Source organism: Enterobacter cloacae complex sp. P18RS, assembly GCF_014982105.1.
Taxonomy (GTDB): Bacteria; Pseudomonadota; Gammaproteobacteria; order Enterobacterales; family Enterobacteriaceae; genus Enterobacter; species Enterobacter hormaechei_C.
On the sequence record NZ_JADCKV010000002.1, the window covers coordinates 169,471 to 188,259 of the forward strand.

Genomic DNA, 18,789 nt, shown 5'->3' on the forward strand with positions numbered 1-18,789 from the left:
CAGATAGCAAAAGCGAGGAGATGTCTCCTCGCTTTGAATGTAATCAGTATAGCCTGCTTACCACTTCTTATTCAGAAGACGGTCGATGCTGTAGGCGCCCGGACCCGTGATAGCCAGCAGCAGGAAGCCGCCCGCGATGGTCAGGTTTTTCATGAACATCAGGGAGTTCACGCCTTCCGCAAAGTTGCTGTGGAAGATGAACGCGGTCAGCAGGGTAAAGCCTGCGGTGAACAGCGCCGTAGTGCGGGTCAGGAAACCGAACAGCACTGCCAGGCCGCCGCCGAACTCAAGCAGAATGGTCAGTGGCAGCAGGAACCCCGGCACGCCCATCGCTTCCATATACTGCTGAGTGCCCGCATAGCCGGTAATTTTGCCCCAGCCTGCGGTGATGAACAGAACAGGCATCAGAATACGCGCTACCAGTACACCAACATCTTCTAATTTTTTCATTTTACTCTCCAGGAAACCACATCAGCGGCTAAACGTTATTTGCTTGCAAATTCGGGTAGATACCGCGTCTTTGCTGTCGATGGAGAGGGGTGTAAACGGGGCGGATGGCAAATGTTAGCAAGGAAAACTGTTAATCTTCTTCAAAGATATTGAGTAAGGGAGGGGGTTTTGCCGGGTAGCGGCTACGCCTTACCCGGCCTACACGCAATCGTAGGCCGGGTAAGCGCAGCGTCACCCGGCAAGAAGGCTAGCGCAACTGCTGTTGTCGCAGCGTGGTTTTCACCAGCCGCCAGGCGCTCCAGGCGCCAAAGCCGCGGCGTGCCCAGCGGATCAGCATGTTAGGATGCCGAACCGACCAGATCGCCATCACGCTGCTGCCGACCAGCGCCCATGAGCGCAGGCTCAGGACCGTGTTCCAGCCGCGGTCAAACCGATGCGTGGCTTCAACCCAGTCTCGACGGCTGGCAGACAAATCCAGCCGCTGCTGCTGGATTTGGCTCAACAGATACGCTTTCCGCTTTTGACGTTCGGCTTTGTCGCTCACGACTTATCATCCTCCAGCAGGGCGCGGTCGTTGGCCAGCTCCTGGCGCGTATGGCGCAGGAAGGTCGACGTGCGCGCTTTATGCAGGGTCCAGATACCGCCTATCAGCGCCGCCACCAGCAGAACCACGGTAGTCGCAATCATCGCGTTCAGACGATACTGTGGATCGATAGCCCAGATGATTAACACCATCAGGCTCATCAGACCAAACGCGGCAAAGAGCATCGTAAGCCCAAGCATGAGCAGCATCTGGAAGAGGTTGGCTTTCTCCTCTTCCAGCTCCACTACCGCAAGCCGGACGCGCGTTTCGGCAATCCCGACCAGCGTCGTAAGAATACGCTGGCCGATGCCGAGGACGTTTTTAGCAGGCCCTTGTGCGTGACGTGGATCTTCCATAATCAACGACGCGTCAGCAGGACACCCAGCACCACACCCACTGCGGCGCCAATACCTACACCCGTCCATGGATTATCACGTACATATTCGTCTGCGCGCGCTGCCGCTTCGCGGGTTTGTTTCGCCAGCGCGTCACCGGTTTCGCCCAGACGGTAACGGCTCTCTTTCAGTGCCTGCTCCGCTTTGCTGCGCAGTTTACTTACTTCTTCTTTTGATTTATCCGCAGAAGAGTTCAGCACCTCTTCCAGGGTGTCCGCCAGGGATTTCAGTTCAGCGCGCAGATTTTCTGAAGTTGTATCTTTTGACATGATTCTCTCCTGTTGAGATTTCCGTTAACTCAATAATCGCGAGCTTCCAGCGCTTTCAGTTCGTCCTGCGCCTCTTGCAACTTCCTCTCGCGCTTGGCAATTTTTTCCGCATCACCTTTCTCTTTCGCTTCCTGTAGGTCTTGACGGCGCTCGGCTATCTCGTCCTTCTGTTCAGCGATTTTTTCCTGATGATCGGCACGCAGCTTGCTGTCCGTACAGTTGTCTTTCACTTCGCTCAACGCTTTTTTCAGCCCGTCGATCCGGTGCTGATTGTTATGCTTTTCGGCATAACTGATTTCGCGTTGGATATCCTGTTCTTTCTCCTGACAAAGAGACATAGCGAAGGAAGCTGTGCTTAAAGAAAAAAGGGCCAGAGCCAGAGTGATGCGGTATTTCATTATAGAAACCTTCCATTGTGTTACGGCGTAAACCGTGTTCCAGAACTATGCGGAGAACATCTGAGGGGTGCTCCGCGTACTTAAGCATAGTAAGTAAACGGGAGTTTCACCAAAGTAGGTGAAAATATTCGGAATCTTAGTCGTTAACCAAATCGATGCGACGTGTCGCGTAACCGTGACATCCAGGAGGCTACGTGGCTGTCATCATCCTGTTGCGCAATGATGTAACCCTGCGGCAGCGTGCGGTCCAGCACGGCTTTCGCCGCGGCGCTTTGCGCACTGGAGTCAAATTTTATCAGCAGCACATCGTCTTGCGGCGTGATGCTCTTAAAGCGGATCCCGTTTGCGTCCAGATGATGCCAGATGGAAAAACCATCCGGCACGCTGGTTCCCTGGCTCACAGGACGGATAGCCAGCGTCGACTCCTGATGCTGTAGCGCAGACCACAGCAGGATAAGAGCGCTGAACATCATCAGCGCGACGATAGCGTAAGAGAAGCGGCGCAGCGCGAGCGGGGAGATGACCATCGTTAACCCCTGGCTCCGTATTTCTTCTTCCACAGTACGACCAGGGACCCGACCAGGCCAAACACCAGCAGAACGACGGGCAGCAGCATCAGGCAAGACATCAGCTGATCTTCATATTTCATAAAGACCGGCGTTTTACCCAGCGCGTAGCCGAGCGTGGTCAGGATCAGCACCCACAGCAAGCCGCTCATCCAGTTAAAGAACTGGAAGCGCGTACTGCTCAGGCCGGACAAGCCCGCAATGGTGGGCAGCAGGGTGCGTACGAATGCGATAAAGCGGCCGATCAGTAAGGCGGAAAGCCCATGCTTATGGAAAAGGTGGTGCGCTCGCTGGTGGTAATGGGCCGGAAGGTGCGAAAGCCAGTTCTGAACGATTCGCGTGTTACCCAGCCATCGCCCCTGAATGTAACTCACCCAGCAGCCCAGGCTGGCGGCAATGGTCAAAAGCAGGACCGTTTGCGGGAAAGCCATCGCCCCTTTTGCACAGAGCACCCCGACCAGCACCAGCAGGCTGTCGCCGGGTAAAAAGGCAGCAGGCAGCAGACCGTTCTCAAGGAACAGGATCATAAATAACACAAAGTAGAGCATGCCAATCATGGACGGGTTGGCCAGCGTTTCGAAATCCTGAGCCCAGAGGGCGTTCAGTAGTTGGGTCAAAAGTTCCATTCAGTGTTCCTGGAAATCGGTTAACGTCACGCCTGTCATTCGGGAAAACAGCACGGCGACATTGTTATGATTTCATTATGGTCGCTCGCGGACACATTGATGTGTGGCCAACACTGTTCCCTGTTAATTGGCTGGTTAGCAAGCACTAACTTACAAAATAACGAAGTGAATCCAATTGTAACAAAGCCCGACGTTCTGCGTCACAGAATTTGAGGGGAAACACGATTTTGGCGTAAGCCACGGAGGGGAGCGAGAAATTTTACAAAGGCTGACACTATAGAGGTTTTCTTACCCTGTCTGGCCGGAAGGCGCGGCGGTGCGCCTGCCAGCAGTTCGGGGAGTTATTTTGCGAGATTGGTCGCGGTATCGAGGTGAACGACCGGATTATCGGCAAAAAGATAGCGGTCAGCGTTAAATTCAAAGTCATCACTTGTTTCATTAAACAGCATCTGTTTGGTGTTCTCCAGGTGCTGCCACATTGCCAGTTTCGCCGCATGCGGATCTTTACGAATCAGAGCCTTAAGAATCTGGTCGTGGTCGTCACACCAGTTGTCTACCGTGCGGGAATCAATGTGATCGTGCAATTTCTTCCAGTACGGGTTGTGAACGCGCTGAGTCCACATTTTTTCAACGATTGCCGCCAGCGCCGTGTTCTGAGTCGCAAGGGCGACCTGGACGTGGAATTGCAGGTCCCATTCGGAATCGCGGAAACATTTTTCTTTACGCGCATGATCCTGGATTTCCATCAGCTTCATGATGTCCTGCTTGGTCACCTGCGTCGCAGCAAATTCCGCAATGTTGCTTTCAATCAGCTGGCGAGCCTGGAGAAGCTCAAACGGACCGTAGCTGGCAAACTCCAGACTTTCGTCCGGGGTGGGGGAGTGTTTCGCCTGGCTGGAAATCACATGAATGCCGGAACCTTTGCGTACCTCAACATATCCTTCCACTTCCAGCATGATGATGGCTTCGCGGACCACCGTACGGCTGACGCTTTTTTCATCCGCAATGAAACGCTCAGCGGGAAGTTTATCACCGACAAGATAGACCCCTTGCTCGATGCGATCTTTCAGCTCGGCGGCAAGTTGTTGATATAAACGACGTGATTCGGTGATTTCCATATGCGCTCCAGGCAGGGTACGGCGAATGATTTGTTATACCACTTTTGCGTGCCACTCTCCAGATTTCGCCATGAAAAAAGCCGCCCGGAGGCGGCTTTTGAGAAGATTTTGCCGGGTGCGCTTCGCTTGCGCGGGCCTATGGGTTTTGTAGGCCGGGTAAGGCGTAGCCGCCACCCGGCACAACAACGCTAACTCTGCGTCGCCGGTCCCCCAAGGGACTCTTTCGCCAGTTCATCGGCGGATTTGCTCTTCAGCACCGTCCAGATAACCACCGCACCCATCAGGTCGAAGATAGCCAGTACCGCGAACAGCGGGCTAAAGCCAATGGTATCTGCCAGCGCGCCGACCACCAGCGCAAACAGGGTACTTGCGGTCCAGGCGGCCATCCCGGTCAGGCCGTTGGCGGTAGCGACTTCGTTACGACCAAACACGTCGGACGAGAGCGTAATAAGCGCACCGGAAAGAGACTGGTGAGCAAAGCCCCCGATACACAGCAGGGCGATAGCCACGTAAGGGCTGGTGAACAGGCCGATCATGCCCGGGCCGATCATCAGCAGGGCGCCCATGGTGACCACCATCTTACGGGACACAATCAGGTTCACGCCAAACCAGCGCTGGAACAGCGGTGGCAGGTAGCCGCCGACGATACAGCCCAGGTCTGCAAACAGCATTGGCATCCAGGCGAACATCGCGATCTCTTTCAGGTTAAAGCCGTAAACTTTAAACATGAACAGCGGGATCCAGGCGTTAAACGTACCCCAGGCCGGTTCTGCCAGGAAGCGTGGCAGAGCGATACCCCAGAACTGACGGGTGCCCAGGATCTGCCAGACGGACATCTTTTTGCCGTTGTCTGTCTGATGCTGGGATTCCTGACCATTAATAATGTAGTCACGTTCTTCGTCAGACAGCTTTTTCTGGTCGCGCGGGTGTTTATAGAAGATCAGCCACGCCATGGCCCAGGCAAAGCTCAGCACACCGGAGATGATGAACGCCATCTGCCAGCTGTGCATCACAATCGCCCACACCACCAGTGGCGGAGCAATCATCGCCCCGATGGAGGAGCCCACGTTGAAGTAACCGACAGCGATTGAACGCTCTTTTGCCGGGAACCATTCAGAGCTGGCTTTCAGACCCGCGGGGATCATCGCTGCTTCGGCAGCACCTACCGCACCACGCGCCAGCGCCAGTCCGCCCCAGCTGCCGGCCAGCGCGGTCGCCCCACAGAAGACGGCCCAGGCTACAGCGAAGAAGGCATAACCAATTTTTGTACCCAGAATATCAAGAACATAACCTGCAACAGGCTGCATTACGGTGTAAGCGGCAGAGTAAGCCGCAATGATGTAAGAGTATTGCTGCGTGGAGATATGTAACTCTTCCATCAACGTTGGCGCCGCTGCTGCCACGGTGTTACGTGTCAGGTAGCCCAGCACGGTGCCGAGCGTCACCAGTGCGATCATGTACCAACGTAACCCTTTAATTTTACGCATGTAAAACCTCATCGTTATGTTATTTCCGTGTCGGGACACGGCAACAACTCAACCGTTGCCGGGAGTTGTTCTGTAACGGGAGGGGCGTAACCGGGAACCTGTCCCGGAACGGCCCGAACCTTGCCATAAGTAATCGTGCTAAGTCGGCTTCCGTACCGTTAAATCCGATGTCTCAAACACCGGTAATGCATTCCGTCGGCTTATAGTTTGCGACGGCGAAAAGATAACTTGTCATACAACTTTAAAAGGTGAGTGACATCACAAAAGTGTGAATCTTTGTAGGGACATTATGCGGCGCGCGCAAAGCCAGAACTGGCGCGGTCTGCGAGAGGGTTTACCCCTTTGAGGGTAATTTATTTGTCGACGTTTATTGATCTAACTCACGAAAAAAACGTCGGACTCTGGAAATTGGTGTGATAACTTTGCAGCATCTGAACATAAGCTTTCTGACGCTCCCGTAATGAGGAAGACGATAATGACACCGTTTATGACCGACGATTTTCTGCTAGATACCGAATTTGCTCGCCGCCTGTACCACGACTACGCAAAAGACCAGCCGATTTTCGACTACCACTGCCATTTACCGCCGCAGCAGGTTGCCGAAAATTACCGTTTCAAAAACCTGTATGATATCTGGCTGAAGGGTGACCACTATAAGTGGCGCGCAATGCGCACCAACGGCGTGGCCGAGCGCCTGTGTACCGGCGACGCGACCGATCGCGAGAAGTTTGACGCCTGGGCCGCTACCGTTCCTCACACCATCGGTAACCCGTTATACCACTGGACGCACCTCGAACTGCGTCGTCCGTTTGGTATCACCGGCAAGCTGCTCTCTCCCGCCACGGCGGATGAAATCTGGGATCAGTGCAACGAACTGCTGGCGCAGGATAGCTTCTCGGCGCGCGGCATCATGCAGCAGATGAACGTGAAGATGGTGGGCACCACCGACGATCCGGTCGACTCTCTGGAACATCACGCGGTTGTCGCGAAGGACAGCACGTTTGACATCAAAGTGCTGCCAAGCTGGCGCCCGGATAAAGCCTTCAACATCGAGCTGCCGACCTTTAACGACTACATGGCGAAGCTGGCGGAAGTTTCGGATACCGACATTCGTCGCTTTGGCGATCTGCAAACCGCGCTGACCAAACGTCTGGATCACTTTGCCGCACACGGCTGTAAAGTGTCTGACCACGCGCTGGACGTAGTGCTGTTCGCGGAATCCAGTGAAGCTGAGCTGGACAGTATTCTGGCGCGTCGTCTCTCCGGCGAAGCCCTGAGCGAGCACGAAGTGGCGCAGTTTAAAACCGCGGTGCTGGTGTTCCTCGGTGCGGAATATGCCCGTCGCGGCTGGGTTCAGCAGTATCACATCGGCGCGCTGCGTAATAACAACCAGCGTCAGTTCAAACTGCTGGGCGCGGACGTAGGCTTTGACTCCATCAACGACCGTCCGATGGCGGAAGAGCTGTCAAAACTGCTGAGCAAACAGAACGAGCAAAACCTGCTGCCAAAAACCATTCTGTACTGCCTGAACCCGCGCGATAACGAAGTGCTGGGCACTATGATCGGCAACTTCCAGGGCGAAGGGATGCCGGGCAAGATGCAGTTCGGTTCCGGCTGGTGGTTTAACGATCAGAAAGACGGCATGGAGCGTCAGATGACGCAGCTGGCGCAGCTCGGCCTGCTGAGCCGCTTCGTTGGCATGCTGACCGACAGCCGCAGTTTCCTCTCCTATACCCGCCATGAATATTTCCGCCGCATTCTGTGCCAGATGATTGGCCGCTGGGTGCACGCGGGCGAAGCGCCAGCGGATATCCAGCTGCTGGGCGAAATGGTGAGAAACATCTGCTTTAACAATGCGCGTGACTACTTCGCCATTGAACTGAACTAAGGCCGTTTGAGGTTGATATGCAATACATCAAAATCCATTCGCTGGATAACGTTGCCGTCGCGCTGGCCGATTTAGCCGAAGGGACGGAAGTGACCTTCGACAACCAGTCGGTGACGTTACGCCAGGCCATTGGACGTGGACATAAGTTTGCCCTGATCCCCATCGCGAAAGGGGAGAACGTGGTGAAGTACGGTTTGCCCATCGGTCATGCGCTGGCGGATATTGCGCCGGGTGAATACATTCATTCCCATAATACCCGCACCAATCTCAGCGATCTGGACGAGTACAGCTATCAACCTGACTTCCAGGCAGAAGAAGGACAGGCGGCCGATCGTGAGGTGCAGATCTACCGCCGCGCCAGCGGGGAGGTGGGGATCCGCAATGAACTGTGGATCCTCCCGACCGTCGGCTGCGTGAACGGGATCGCGCGTCAAATTCAGACGCGTTTCCTGAAAGAGACCAACAATGCTGAAGGCACCGACGGCGTGCATCTGTTCAGCCATACCTACGGTTGTTCCCAGCTGGGCGACGACCACATCAATACCCGCACCATGCTGCAAAATATGGTGCGCCACCCGAACGCGGGGGCGGTGCTGGTGATTGGCCTCGGCTGTGAAAACAATCAGGTCGACGCCTTCCGCGACACGCTGGGCGAGTTCGATCCTGAGCGCGTGCACTTTATGGTGTGTCAGCACCAGGACGACGAAGTGGAAGCGGGCGTTGAACAGCTGCACCAGCTGTATGAGGTGATGCGTCACGACAAGCGCGAGCCGGGCAAGCTGAGTGAACTGAAGTTTGGCCTGGAGTGCGGCGGATCTGACGGGCTTTCCGGCATTACCGCTAACCCGATGCTGGGCCGCTTCTCAGATTACGTGATTGCCAACGGTGGCACGACAGTGCTGACCGAAGTGCCGGAGATGTTCGGCGCAGAGCGCATTCTGATGAGCCACTGCCGCGACGAAGAGACCTTTGAGAAGACCGTCACCATGGTCAACGATTTCAAACAGTACTTCATCGCCCATAACCAGCCGATTTATGAGAACCCGTCGCCGGGTAACAAGGCGGGCGGGATCACCACGCTGGAAGAGAAATCCCTGGGCTGCACCCAGAAAGCGGGCGCCAGCCAGGTAGTGGACGTGCTGCGCTACGGTGAACGGCTGAAAACGCACGGTCTGAACCTGCTGAGCGCACCGGGCAACGATGCGGTCGCCACCAGTGCGCTGGCGGGAGCGGGCTGTCACATGGTGCTGTTCAGTACCGGGCGCGGCACGCCGTACGGCGGATTTGTGCCAACGGTGAAAATCGCCACTAACAGCGAGCTGGCGGCGAAGAAAAAACACTGGATCGACTTTGATGCCGGCCAGCTGATCCACGGCAAAGCGATGCCGCAGCTGCTGAGCGAATTCGTGGACACGATTGTGGAATTTGCCAGCGGCAGGCAGACCTGCAACGAGAAGAACGACTTCCGCGAGCTGGCGATCTTTAAGAGTGGTGTGACGCTATAAGTGCTTTGTCGGGTGGCGCTAGCGCTTACCCGACCTACTAAATCCTGTAGGCCCGGTAAGGCGTAGCCGCCACCGGGCTTGTCTTTTTAACTGCGCAGGGCGTTCTTCGCTAAACGTGCATCTTCCGCCTGACAGGCCGCTGCGGTAAACAGCACGTCGGTAGAGGAGTTCAGCGCGGTTTCGCAGGAATCCTGCAATACGCCGATAATGAAGCCGACCGCGACAACCTGCATGGCAATCTCGTTCGGAATACCGAACATGTTACAGGCCAGCGGGATCAGCAGCAGCGAGCCGCCCGCCACACCGGAGGCGCCACAGGCACACAGTGATGCAACGACGCTCAGCAGCAGCGCGGTCGGCAGATCCACCGGAATGCCCAGCGTATGCACCGCCGCCAGCGTCAGCACGGTGATGGTGATCGCCGCACCTGCCATGTTCACGGTTGCACCCAGAGGAATCGACACCGAATAGGTATCGCGATCCAGATTCAGCTTCTCCGCCAGCGCCATGTTGACCGGAATGTTTGCCGCCGAGCTGCGGGTGAAGAAGGCATACACGCCGCTTTCACGCAGGCAGGTCAGCACCAGCGGATACGGGTTGCGGCGGATCTGCCAGAACACCAGCAGCGGGTTGATCACCAGCGCCACCAGCAGCATACAGCCGACCAGGACGACCAGCAGCTGCGCGTAGCCCCACAGTGCATCGAAACCGGTGGTGGCCAGCGTCGAAGAAACCAGACCAAAGATCCCGACTGGCGCAAAGCGAATCACCAGCTTCACCATAAAGGTCACGGCGTTGGACAAATCGTTGACCAGGTTTTTCGTGGTCTCGTTGCCGTGACGCAGCGCGAAGCCCAGACCAATCGCCCAGACCAGGATGCCAATGTAGTTTCCGCTCATCAGTGCGGTGATGGGGTTAGAGACCATGCTCATCAGCAGGCCGCGAAGGACTTCCACAATCCCGGACGGCGGGGTGATATCACCGGCCGCGCTGGTCAGGTGCAGCGTGGACGGGAACAGGAAGCTAAACACCACGGCCGTTAAGGCAGCAGAGAAGGTTCCCAGCAGATACAGGAACAGAATAGGGCGAATGTTGGTTTTTTGTCCGTGCTGGTGGTTGGCAATCGACGCCATCACCAGCATCAGCACCAGTACCGGGGCGACGGCCTTCAGTGCGCCAACGAAAAGGGTGCCGAGCAGCCCCGTGGCCTCCGCGGCAGGTTTTGACACCATCGCCAGCAGAATACCCAGTACCAACCCGACCAGAATTTGTTTTACAAGACTGCCCTGCGCCAGGCGCGCGAACAGACCGCGTGATTGTGTGCTCATACGTTATTCCTGAGTGAAATTGCGTTCCATCCTGGATGTGCTCTAAGTCACATTTGTGTCCGGATGTAAGTATTTGTTTGCCTGGTTGAGTATCAGGGAAAGCAGCGAAAGGCGGAAGCGTAAAATGCTGGATTTTACGTGTTGTGTCATGTTTTTTAACTATTGGTTAACGAAAGTGCCGGGTGGCGCTGCGCTTACCCGGCCTACATTGCATTTCCCCCTCTCCCTGTGGGAGAGGGTTGGGGTGAGGGCATCAGCCCGCACCGAACGTTGCACTAAGCCTGCTGCTTCTTATCGTGCTGGCGGTTAACCCAGGTATTGATAATCAGCGTCACCAGCAGAATGCCAAACACCACGCCGAGCGAAATGGCGATCGGAATATGGTAGAAATCGACGATCAGCATCTTGATACCGATAAACACCAGAATCACCGACAGACCGTACTTCAGCATTGAGAAGCGCTCTGCCGCACCCGCCAGCAGGAAGTACATCGCACGCAGGCCGAGGATGGCGAACAGGTTAGAAGTCAGCACGATGAACGGGTCGGTAGTGACCGCAAAGATAGCCGGGATACTGTCCACCGCGAAAATCACGTCGCTCAGTTCGACCAGAATCAGCACCAGCAGCAGCGGGGTGGCGAACAGCAGGCCGTTCTTACGCACGAAGAAATGCTCGCTCTCGATCTTGTCCGTCATGCGCAGATGACCCCGGATCCACTTCACCAGCGGCTTATCACCGATCCCGGTATCGTCTTCTTTCGCCAGCGCCATTTTTACCCCGGTGAACAGCAGGAACGCGCCAAATACATATAGCAGCCATTCGAACTGGGTAATTAGCCAGCTACCGGCGAAGATCATGATGGTACGCAGGACAATAGCGCCCAGCACGCCGTACACCAGCACGCGGCGTTGCAGAGCCGCAGGCACGGCGAAGTAGCTGAACAGCATCAGCCAGACGAAGACGTTATCAACCGCCAGCGCTTTTTCAATCAGATAGCCGGTGAGGAAGGCGAGTGCCTGAGGATCGGCCACCGCGCGGCCTTCGGTTGAGGCCAGATACCACCAGAAGGCGGCGCAGAAGAGGAGTGAGAGGGTAACCCATACCAGCGACCAGACGGCGGCTTGCTTGACGCTCATGCCGTGCTCGCCGCGACGACCCTGCAAAAAGAGGTCGATTGCCAGCATGATGAGCACGACAACCGCGAATCCGCCCCACAGCATTGGAGTGCCGACAGAATGCATACTATTTTCCTTACACATAAAAAACAAAAACGGCCATGGTCAGAAGACGATAGCCGTTAGCTTTTTATGCATAGACCTCGCCTTCCGGCAAGGTCTCACTTACAACCACGAAGGTTGCCCGGCGACCGGATGCGGTTTTGCACGCATCGTAATGACGATCCACCGACGAAGAAGTTACTCCCCTTTGCAGGTAACAAATTATGTCAGACCATCGGTTTCGTCAATGGTCTGCACGATTTCATTACACAGTTTTACGCGACGGCTTCCACATTCACGCCGTCTGCGGGGAAGATCACGCCAGTCTGTCGGCGGATCTCCGTTTGCAGCTTCGCCGTGGTGCGGCTGATCGCCAGCCCCGGGTGGTTCACTTCGTTGTCTTCTACCAGACGGGCGAAGACCTCTGCCTCATAGAGCATAGTGTTAATATGCTGAGGCTGCGTCAGCTCCTGCGCTTTGCCGCCGCGGGGAACGATGCTTAGCTTCTGGCATTCGGAGATTTTTTCGATCACCAGCGAGCCGTCTTCGCCCTGAATTTCGCTTGGCAGTACGGAGTCACTGACCTTCGAGTGCTGCAACGTCACGCTAAAATCACCGTAGTCCAGCACCACAACGCCGTGTGCATCCACGCCGCTTTCCAGCAGGCTGGCAGTGGCGGTTACGCCGTGCGGTTCACCCCACAGGGCGACCGCAGAGGCCAGGCAGTAAAAACCGATATCCATAATCGAGCCATTCGAGAATGCCGGGTTAAAGGTGTTCGGGTTTTCGCCGTCCAGGTAGCGCTGGTAGCGCGAGGAATACTGGCAGTAGTTGATAAAGGCTTTACGCACTTTGCCAATTTTCGGCAGCGATTGCTGCAACAGCAGGAAGTTCGGTAGGCTGGCGGTTTTGAACGCTTCAAACAGTACCACCTGGTTTTCGCGGGCAAGCGCAATGGCGGCTTCCACTTCCTCAATATTCGAGGCGAGCGGCTTCTCGCAGATCACATGCTTTTTGTGGCTGAGGAACAGCTTCGTTTGCGGGAAGTGCAGAGAATTCGGGCTGGCGATATAGACCGCGTCAATGGCGTCGCTTTGCGCCATCTCATCGAGCGAGGTGAACAGATGTTCAACCAGGTAGTCATTCGCAAAACTCTGCGCCTGCTCAAGGCTGCGGGAATAGACTGCGGTGAGCTTATATTTGCCGGTTTCGTGGGCGGCGTCGACGAACTGGCGCGTGATCCAGTTCGTACCGATGACTGCGAAACGTATCATAAACGTTTACGTACTCCGTAGCAGGGAACCTAAAGCCACTGTAGCACGTCATCATGACATTTCGCGTGCGCTACTGCGCATTACTCTTTAACGATAAATGCGTCAGCCACAAACGGGTATCAAACTCCAGCTGGTGGTACTGCGGCTCCATATGGCAGCACAGTGAGTAGAACGCTTTGTCGTGCTCTTTCTCTTTCAGGTGCGCCAGCTCGTGCACCACGATCATCCGCAGAAAGGCTTCCGGCGCATTGCGAAAGACGGTCGCGACGCGGATCTCCGCTTTGGCCTTCAGCTTGCCGCCCTGTACGCGGGAGATGGCGGTATGCAGGCCGAGCGCGTTTTTCAGCACGTGGATCTTATTGTCGTACATCACCTTGTTGATCGGCGGAGCGCTCTTAAGATACTGGTTTTTCAGATCCTGCGTATACTGCCAGAGGGCTTTGTCAGTCGCGAAATCATGCGTGCCCGGGTAGCGTTTTTCCAGCACCGCGCCGAGCTTTCCCGCGGCAATCAGGTCACGAACCTGGGAAAGTAAATGCTCCGGATAGCCCTGGAGATAAGTCAGCTGGTTCATCAAAACCCCAAAATAGTGTGAAAACGGGTATACTCACGCACCCTTTTCAGGGATACGCCAAATTTTACCATTCAGGAGGGCCGATGAGCCACTTAGACAACGGTTTCCGTTCACTCAACCTTAAACGTTTCCCGGAAACGGACGACGTTAACCCGCTTCAGGCGTGGGAAGCGGCGGATGAATATCTGCTGCAACAGTTGGATGGGACTGAAATCAGCGGCCCGGTTCTGATCCTGAATGACGCGTTTGGCGCGCTGGCCTGCGCGCTGGCGGAACATGCGCCTTACAGTATCGGCGATTCTTACTTAAGCGAGCTGGCGACGCGTGAAAACCTGCGTCACAACGATATCGACGAATCCAGCGTGAAGTTCCTCGACAGCACCGCGGACTACCCGCAGGCGCCGGGCGTGGTGCTGATTAAAGTGCCCAAAACCATGGCGCTGCTGGAGCAGCAGCTTCGCGCGCTGCGTAAGGTCGTGACGCCGGATACGCGTATTATCGCGGGTGCCAAAGCGCGCGATATTCACACCTCGACGCTGGAATTGTTCGAGAAAGTGCTCGGCCCAACCACCACTACGCTTGCCTGGAAAAAAGCGCGCCTGATCAACTGTACCTTCAGCGCACCGGCGCTGGCCGACGCGCCGGAGACGCTGAGCTGGAAGCTGGAAGGCACCGACTGGACCATCCACAACCACGCGAACGTTTTCTCCCGTACCGGTCTGGATATCGGCGCACGCTTCTTTATGGAACATCTGCCGGAAAACCTGGAAGGGGAAATCGTTGATCTCGGCTGCGGTAATGGCGTGATTGGCCTGACGCTGCTGGCGAAGAACCCGGAGGCCAGCGTGGTGTTCAGCGACGAATCGCCGATGGCGGTGGCCTCCAGCCGTCTGAACGTGGAAACCAACCTGCCGGAGGCACTGGATCGCTGCGAGTTTATGATCAATAACGCGCTGTCGGGCGTAGAGCCTTTCCGCTTCAACGCGGTATTCTGTAACCCGCCATTCCACCAGAAGCACGCCCTGACGGATAACGTCGCGTGGGAGATGTTCCACCACGCGCGCCGCTGCCTGAAAATCAACGGCGAGCTGTATATCGTGGCGAACCGCCACCTGGACTACTTCCACAAGCTGAAGAAGATTTTCGGCAACTGCGTCACCATTGCCACCAATAACAAATTCGTGGTGCTGAAATCGGTGAAGCTGGGGCGTCGTCGGTAAGATTGGGTATGTGCGGCCTGATGCCCGGTGGCGCTTCGCTTACCGGGCCTACAATGGCCTCGAACCCGTAGGCCGGGCAAGCGAAGCGCCGCCCGGCAATGCCCTAGATCGCCAGAGCTAACTTCGTCCCCTGCGCAATTGCCCGCCGCGCATCCAGCTCCATCGCCACATCGCACCCGCCGATCAAATGCACCGTTTTCCCCGCTTCACGCAGCGGATCCGCCAGATCCCGCTTCGGCTCCTGCCCGGCGCACAAAATCACATGATCCACGCGCAGCAGTTGCGGTTCGCCGCCGATCAGCACGTGCAGCCCGTCGTCGTCGATCTTCTGGTAGCTCACCCCCGGGATCATCTTCACCCCGCGCGAGAGCAGGGTGGCGCGGTGGATCCAGCCCGTGGTTTTTCCCAGCCCTTCACCCGGCTTGCTGGCTTTACGCTGGAGCATCACGATCTGACGCGGGCTTTTCGGCAGTTGCGGCCCTTCCGGGCGTAGCCCGCCGGACTGGTTCAGGCTGGTGTCGATCCCCCATTCCACGCAGAACTCAGCGATGTTCTGGCTGGTGGCTTCGCCCGGCTGGCTTAAATACATCGCGGTATCAAAACCGATCCCGCCGCAGCCGATGATCGCCACCTTCTCGCCAACCGGCGCTTTGTCCCTTAATACATCCAGATAGCTCAATACCTTCGGATGATCGATGCCTTCGATCGCTGGCGTGCGCGGGGCGATCCCACTCGCGAGGATCACCTCGTCGAAACCGATCAGATCCGCCGCGCTGACAAACTGTTTAAGCCGCAGATCGACGCCCGTCACCTCGATCATCCGGCGGTAATAGCGCAGCGTTTCGTAGAACTCCTCTTTGCCGGGGATCTGTCTGGCGACAGTAAACTGCCCGCCAATCTCCGCCAGCGCATCAAACAGCGTCACGCTGTGCCCGCGCGAGGCGGCATTGACTGCGAACGCCAGTCCCGCCGGGCCTGCGCCCACCACGGCCAGGCGTTTTTTATTGACCGCCGGAACGATCGGCATTTTGGTTTCATGGCAGGCGCGGGGGTTAACGAGGCAGGAGGTGACCTTGCCGACGAAGATCTGATCCAGACACGCCTGGTTACAGCCGATGCAGGTATTAATCTCGTCCGCACGGCCGCTTTGCGCTTTGGAGAGCAGTTCGGCATCCGCGAGGAACGGGCGCGCCATCGATACCATATCGGCATCGCCGCGTGAGATCACATCCTCCGCCACCTGCGGATCGTTAATGCGGTTGGTGGTGACCAGTGGAACGGAGACTTTGCCTTTCAGCTTGCGCGTTACCCAGCTGAACGCCGCGCGCGGCACCGGCGTAGCGATGGTCGGAATGCGCGCTTCGTGCCAGCCAATCCCGGTGTTGATGATGGTGGCGCCAGCGGCTTCAATCGCCTGCGCCAGCTGCACGGTTTCGTCGAAGGTGCCGCCGCCCTCTACCAGGTCGAGCATCGACAGGCGGAAGATGATAATAAAATCCGTACCCGCACGTTCACGCACCGCGCGCACCACCTCCACGGCAAAACGCATCCGGCGGGCATAGTCGCCACCCCATTCGTCGTCGCGCTGGTTGGTGCGTGCGGCGAGGAATTCGTTGATCAGGTAGCCTTCCGAGCCCATCACCTCCACCCCGTCGTAGCCCGCTTCCCGCGCCAGCGCGGCGCAGCGGGCAAAATCGTCTATCAGGGCCAGGATCTCGTCGTGGCTGAGGGCATGGGGAGTAAAGCGGTTAATCGGCGCCTGAATAGCCGAGGGGGCAACCAGGTTCGGCTGATAGCTGTAGCGTCCGGTATGCAGAATTTGCAGGGCGATTTTGCCGCCCTCGCGGTGGACCGCGTCGGTCACAATGCGGTGGTGCGGCAGCTGTGACGCATCGTTCAATACCGCGCCGCCCTCCATCGTCACCCCGGAAGGTGCAGGGGCTACGCCGCCGGTGACAATCAGCGCCACCCCGTGGCGCGCGCGCTCGGCATAGAAGGCCGCCAGACGTTCAGCCCCGTCCGGACGCTCCTCCAGCCCGGTGTGCATTGAGCCCATTAACACGCGGTTTTTAAGGGTGGTAAACCCAAGATCGAGGGGGGCGAATAGCGACGGGTAGCGGTTCATAGTCTCTTCCAGTGTAAAATTATTGTTATGTGGTCGGATGAGTTACTAATTTAGCCAGCGGCAGCGGAAAGGTAAAAGCGGGATCGAATGATTGTGATAGATCTCAAAGAACTTCCCCGGTGGCGCTGCGCTTACCGGGGCTACAAACCGTAGGCCGGATAAGCGCAGCGCCATCCGGCGTATTTTACGGCGCCGCTGCCCGCACCAGCCCCGGTGCCTGCCACATCGACGTCGTCAGCCCGCTGTCCACCAGCCCAAGCTGGTCGGCATACACCGCCTGCCATTTCTGCATCATGCCGTCGTACAGCTCGCGGTGCTGCGGGTTCGGCGTGAACTCGCGGCTCCACTTCACCAGCCGCTCGCCCGTCGAAGCCATATCCGCAAACAACCCCGCGCCAGCACCTGCCGCAATCGCGCAACCCAGCGCCGTCGCTTCCTTCACTTCCGGCACGCGCACCGGCAGCCCGGTAACGTCGCTTAAAATCTGGCTCCACAGGGCGCCTTTGGCCCCGCCGCCCGCAAACACCAGGCTCTCAAACGTCACGCCGGAGAAGCGCGAAATCTGCGCCAGGTTGCAGGCCGAGACGATGGCCGCGTTCTCTTCCAGCGCGCGGAACAGCGTCGCTTTGTTGCACTTTTCCGGGTCGATGGAGAGGTTAATAAACGACGGCGCTGCGTGATACCACTGCTTAAAATGCATCGCGTCGGAGAAGATCGGCATTACGCCGTGGGAGCCCGCCGGGACGCGGCTCGCCATCTCTTCGAGCAGGGAGTAGGTGTCCATTCCCATTCGTTCGGCAATCAGCTTCTCTTCGGCGCAGAAGGCGTCGCGGAACCAGCGCATGGTTAGCCCGGTAAAGAAGCTGATCGACTCCGCCTGCGCCATGCCGGGGATGACGTGCGGGTTTACGCGGATGTTCATCTCAGGGTCGGTGCGCACCTGCGGCAGATTCACCACCTGCTGCCAGAAGGTGCCGCCGAGAACCGCCGTTTGTCCGGCGCGGACCACGCCCAGCCCCAGACAGCCCAGCTGCACGTCGCCGCCGCCCATCACCACCGGTGTGCCTTCGCGCAGGCCGCTCTGCTGCGCGGCCTCTTTGGTGACAGCGCCCAGCACGGTGCCGGTCTCTTTCACCGGGGAGAGGATATCGGCGCGCAGCCCGGCCATGTCGAGCAGCGCCGGACGCCAGTCGCGGGAGAAGAGATCCAGCATGCCGGTGGTGCCCGCATTGGACGGATCGACCGCCAGCTCACCGGAGAGCTTCGCCGCCAGCCAGTCGCTGATCATGGTGATGGTGGCGGCTTTACGATAAATATCCGGACGATGGTGCGCCAGCCACAGCAGGCGCGGCATGGCGCTGAGGGCAAGCGTCTGGCCGGAAACATCATACACTTCGGATTCAAACCGGTAGTCGTGGATCTCTTTGAGTTCAGCCACCTCGCGGCTGGCGCGGGCGTCGACGTTGGCGCAGGCCCAGATTGCCTCGCCGTTGCGGTCGTACAGCACAATCCCTTCGCGCATCGAGCAGCAGGCGACGGACTGAATATCCGCCGCGCTCAGGCGTGCGCGCTCCAGCGCCTGATGAATACACCGGCAGGCCAGCCGCCAGTTGGTGTCGAGGTCGAACTCCATCGAGCCCGGCACGTTCTCCACGCTCAGGTGCTTCCACTCGGCCTGGCCAACGGCAATCTGGTTGCCCTGTAAATCAAAAATCACGGCGCGAACGCTGCCTGTCCCTGCATCTAACGCTAAAAGGTAACTCATG

Annotated in this window: 18 protein-coding genes; 3 read left to right on the forward strand and 15 right to left on the reverse strand. The window is 57.3% G+C overall.

Annotated features, from left to right (window positions below; all coding sequences use genetic code 11):
• Positions 1-57: 57 nt before the first annotated feature.
• The 9 genes from INF61_RS00920 to INF61_RS00960 all read right to left on the reverse strand — a co-directional run bounded on the left by INF61_RS00920 (position 58) and on the right by INF61_RS00960 (position 5,892).
• Positions 58-450 (reverse strand): DoxX family protein, encoded by a 393-nt coding sequence (locus INF61_RS00920; RefSeq protein WP_006812075.1) that lies wholly within the window; start codon positions 448-450, stop codon positions 58-60.
• A 247-nt stretch (positions 451-697) separates the two neighbouring features.
• A complete protein-coding gene (locus INF61_RS00925; protein ID WP_003862649.1) occupies positions 698-994 on the reverse strand; it encodes a YqjK-like family protein in 297 nt (98 codons plus the stop codon).
• Positions 991-1,389 carry a phage holin family protein gene (locus tag INF61_RS00930; protein WP_003862647.1) on the reverse strand — a complete coding sequence of 133 codons (399 nt, stop codon included), beginning with the start codon at positions 1,387-1,389 and terminating at the stop codon, positions 991-993. The genes INF61_RS00925 and INF61_RS00930 overlap by 4 nt, the downstream gene beginning before the upstream one ends.
• Positions 1,390-1,391: 2 nt before the next feature.
• Positions 1,392-1,697 (reverse strand): YqjD family protein, encoded by a 306-nt coding sequence (locus INF61_RS00935; protein WP_003862645.1) that lies wholly within the window; start codon positions 1,695-1,697, stop codon positions 1,392-1,394.
• Between the two features lie 29 nt (positions 1,698-1,726).
• Complete coding sequence (locus tag INF61_RS00940) at positions 1,727-2,095, reverse strand: DUF1090 domain-containing protein (protein ID WP_017382428.1); 369 nt, start codon at positions 2,093-2,095, stop codon at positions 1,727-1,729.
• A gap of 143 nt (positions 2,096-2,238) precedes the next feature.
• Entirely contained in the window at positions 2,239-2,622 is a 384-nt protein-coding gene (gene mzrA / locus INF61_RS00945; protein WP_003862640.1) for an EnvZ/OmpR regulon moderator MzrA, read from the reverse strand.
• A 2-nt stretch (positions 2,623-2,624) separates the two neighbouring features.
• Positions 2,625-3,287: a DedA family general envelope maintenance protein YqjA gene (yqjA, locus tag INF61_RS00950; protein ID WP_003862638.1), complete on the reverse strand. Its 663-nt coding sequence runs from the start codon at positions 3,285-3,287 to the stop codon at positions 2,625-2,627.
• Between the two features lie 341 nt (positions 3,288-3,628).
• Positions 3,629-4,405: a transcriptional regulator ExuR gene (gene exuR / locus INF61_RS00955; RefSeq protein WP_003862635.1), complete on the reverse strand. Its 777-nt coding sequence runs from the start codon at positions 4,403-4,405 to the stop codon at positions 3,629-3,631.
• Between the two features lie 188 nt (positions 4,406-4,593).
• Positions 4,594-5,892, reverse strand: a complete 1,299-nt coding sequence (locus INF61_RS00960; RefSeq protein WP_015571942.1) for an MFS transporter — start codon at positions 5,890-5,892, stop codon at positions 4,594-4,596.
• A gap of 475 nt (positions 5,893-6,367) precedes the next feature.
• Between INF61_RS00960 and uxaC the strand changes: the two genes are divergently transcribed.
• Entirely contained in the window at positions 6,368-7,780 is a 1,413-nt protein-coding gene (gene uxaC, locus INF61_RS00965; RefSeq protein ID WP_017382427.1) for a glucuronate isomerase, read from the forward strand.
• Positions 7,781-7,797: 17 nt separating this feature from the next.
• Complete coding sequence (locus tag INF61_RS00970; protein ID WP_015571940.1) at positions 7,798-9,285, forward strand: UxaA family hydrolase; 1,488 nt, start codon at positions 7,798-7,800, stop codon at positions 9,283-9,285.
• Between the two features lie 86 nt (positions 9,286-9,371).
• Here INF61_RS00970 and sstT read toward each other — a convergent pair whose 3' ends face one another.
• From sstT to INF61_RS00990, 4 genes are all read right to left on the reverse strand, one after another.
• Complete coding sequence (sstT, locus tag INF61_RS00975; RefSeq protein WP_003862628.1) at positions 9,372-10,613, reverse strand: serine/threonine transporter SstT; 1,242 nt, start codon at positions 10,611-10,613, stop codon at positions 9,372-9,374.
• 275 nt (positions 10,614-10,888) lie between these two features.
• Complete coding sequence (locus INF61_RS00980; protein ID WP_017382424.1) at positions 10,889-11,854, reverse strand: TerC family protein; 966 nt, start codon at positions 11,852-11,854, stop codon at positions 10,889-10,891.
• Positions 11,855-12,105: 251 nt separating this feature from the next.
• Entirely contained in the window at positions 12,106-13,104 is a 999-nt protein-coding gene (locus tag INF61_RS00985; protein WP_003862623.1) for a Gfo/Idh/MocA family protein, read from the reverse strand.
• 70 nt (positions 13,105-13,174) lie between these two features.
• A complete protein-coding gene (locus INF61_RS00990) occupies positions 13,175-13,678 on the reverse strand; it encodes a YgjP-like metallopeptidase domain-containing protein (protein WP_003862622.1) in 504 nt (167 codons plus the stop codon).
• Between the two features lie 83 nt (positions 13,679-13,761).
• Between INF61_RS00990 and rlmG the strand changes: the two genes are divergently transcribed.
• Entirely contained in the window at positions 13,762-14,898 is a 1,137-nt protein-coding gene (gene rlmG, locus INF61_RS00995; protein WP_032649625.1) for a 23S rRNA (guanine(1835)-N(2))-methyltransferase RlmG, read from the forward strand.
• 103 nt (positions 14,899-15,001) lie between these two features.
• Here the strand turns inward: rlmG and INF61_RS01000 are convergent, their stop codons facing one another.
• A complete protein-coding gene (locus INF61_RS01000) occupies positions 15,002-17,023 on the reverse strand; it encodes an NADPH-dependent 2,4-dienoyl-CoA reductase (protein ID WP_193547451.1) in 2,022 nt (673 codons plus the stop codon).
• Between the two features lie 184 nt (positions 17,024-17,207).
• Positions 17,208-18,788, reverse strand: coding sequence for an autoinducer-2 kinase (gene lsrK, locus INF61_RS01005; protein WP_045327433.1), 1,581 nt, complete (start codon positions 18,786-18,788; stop codon positions 17,208-17,210).
• Between the last annotated feature and the right edge of the window lies 1 nt (position 18,789).

What these genes read in the sequence shown, in the direction of transcription:
- INF61_RS00920 (WP_006812075.1), bottom strand. Translation starts at nt 450, where the DNA reads ATGAAAAAATTAGAAGATGTTGGTGTACTGGTAGCGCGTATTCTGATG.
- INF61_RS00930 (WP_003862647.1), bottom strand. Translation starts at nt 1,389, where the DNA reads ATGGAAGATCCACGTCACGCACAAGGGCCTGCTAAAAACGTCCTCGGC.
- INF61_RS00935 (WP_003862645.1), bottom strand. Translation starts at nt 1,697, where the DNA reads ATGTCAAAAGATACAACTTCAGAAAATCTGCGCGCTGAACTGAAATCC.
- INF61_RS00940 (WP_017382428.1), bottom strand. Translation starts at nt 2,095, where the DNA reads ATGAAATACCGCATCACTCTGGCTCTGGCCCTTTTTTCTTTAAGCACA.
- mzrA (WP_003862640.1), bottom strand. Translation starts at nt 2,622, where the DNA reads ATGGTCATCTCCCCGCTCGCGCTGCGCCGCTTCTCTTACGCTATCGTC.
- yqjA (WP_003862638.1), bottom strand. Translation starts at nt 3,287, where the DNA reads ATGGAACTTTTGACCCAACTACTGAACGCCCTCTGGGCTCAGGATTTC.
- exuR (WP_003862635.1), bottom strand. Translation starts at nt 4,405, where the DNA reads ATGGAAATCACCGAATCACGTCGTTTATATCAACAACTTGCCGCCGAG.
- INF61_RS00960 (WP_015571942.1), bottom strand. Translation starts at nt 5,892, where the DNA reads ATGCGTAAAATTAAAGGGTTACGTTGGTACATGATCGCACTGGTGACG.
- uxaC (WP_017382427.1), top strand. Translation starts at nt 6,368, where the DNA reads ATGACACCGTTTATGACCGACGATTTTCTGCTAGATACCGAATTTGCT.
- INF61_RS00970 (WP_015571940.1), top strand. Translation starts at nt 7,798, where the DNA reads ATGCAATACATCAAAATCCATTCGCTGGATAACGTTGCCGTCGCGCTG.
- sstT (WP_003862628.1), bottom strand. Translation starts at nt 10,613, where the DNA reads ATGAGCACACAATCACGCGGTCTGTTCGCGCGCCTGGCGCAGGGCAGT.
- INF61_RS00980 (WP_017382424.1), bottom strand. Translation starts at nt 11,854, where the DNA reads ATGCATTCTGTCGGCACTCCAATGCTGTGGGGCGGATTCGCGGTTGTC.
- INF61_RS00985 (WP_003862623.1), bottom strand. Translation starts at nt 13,104, where the DNA reads ATGATACGTTTCGCAGTCATCGGTACGAACTGGATCACGCGCCAGTTC.
- INF61_RS00990 (WP_003862622.1), bottom strand. Translation starts at nt 13,678, where the DNA reads ATGAACCAGCTGACTTATCTCCAGGGCTATCCGGAGCATTTACTTTCC.
- rlmG (WP_032649625.1), top strand. Translation starts at nt 13,762, where the DNA reads ATGAGCCACTTAGACAACGGTTTCCGTTCACTCAACCTTAAACGTTTC.
- INF61_RS01000 (WP_193547451.1), bottom strand. Translation starts at nt 17,023, where the DNA reads ATGAACCGCTACCCGTCGCTATTCGCCCCCCTCGATCTTGGGTTTACC.
- lsrK (WP_045327433.1), bottom strand. Translation starts at nt 18,788, where the DNA reads ATGAGTTACCTTTTAGCGTTAGATGCAGGGACAGGCAGCGTTCGCGCC.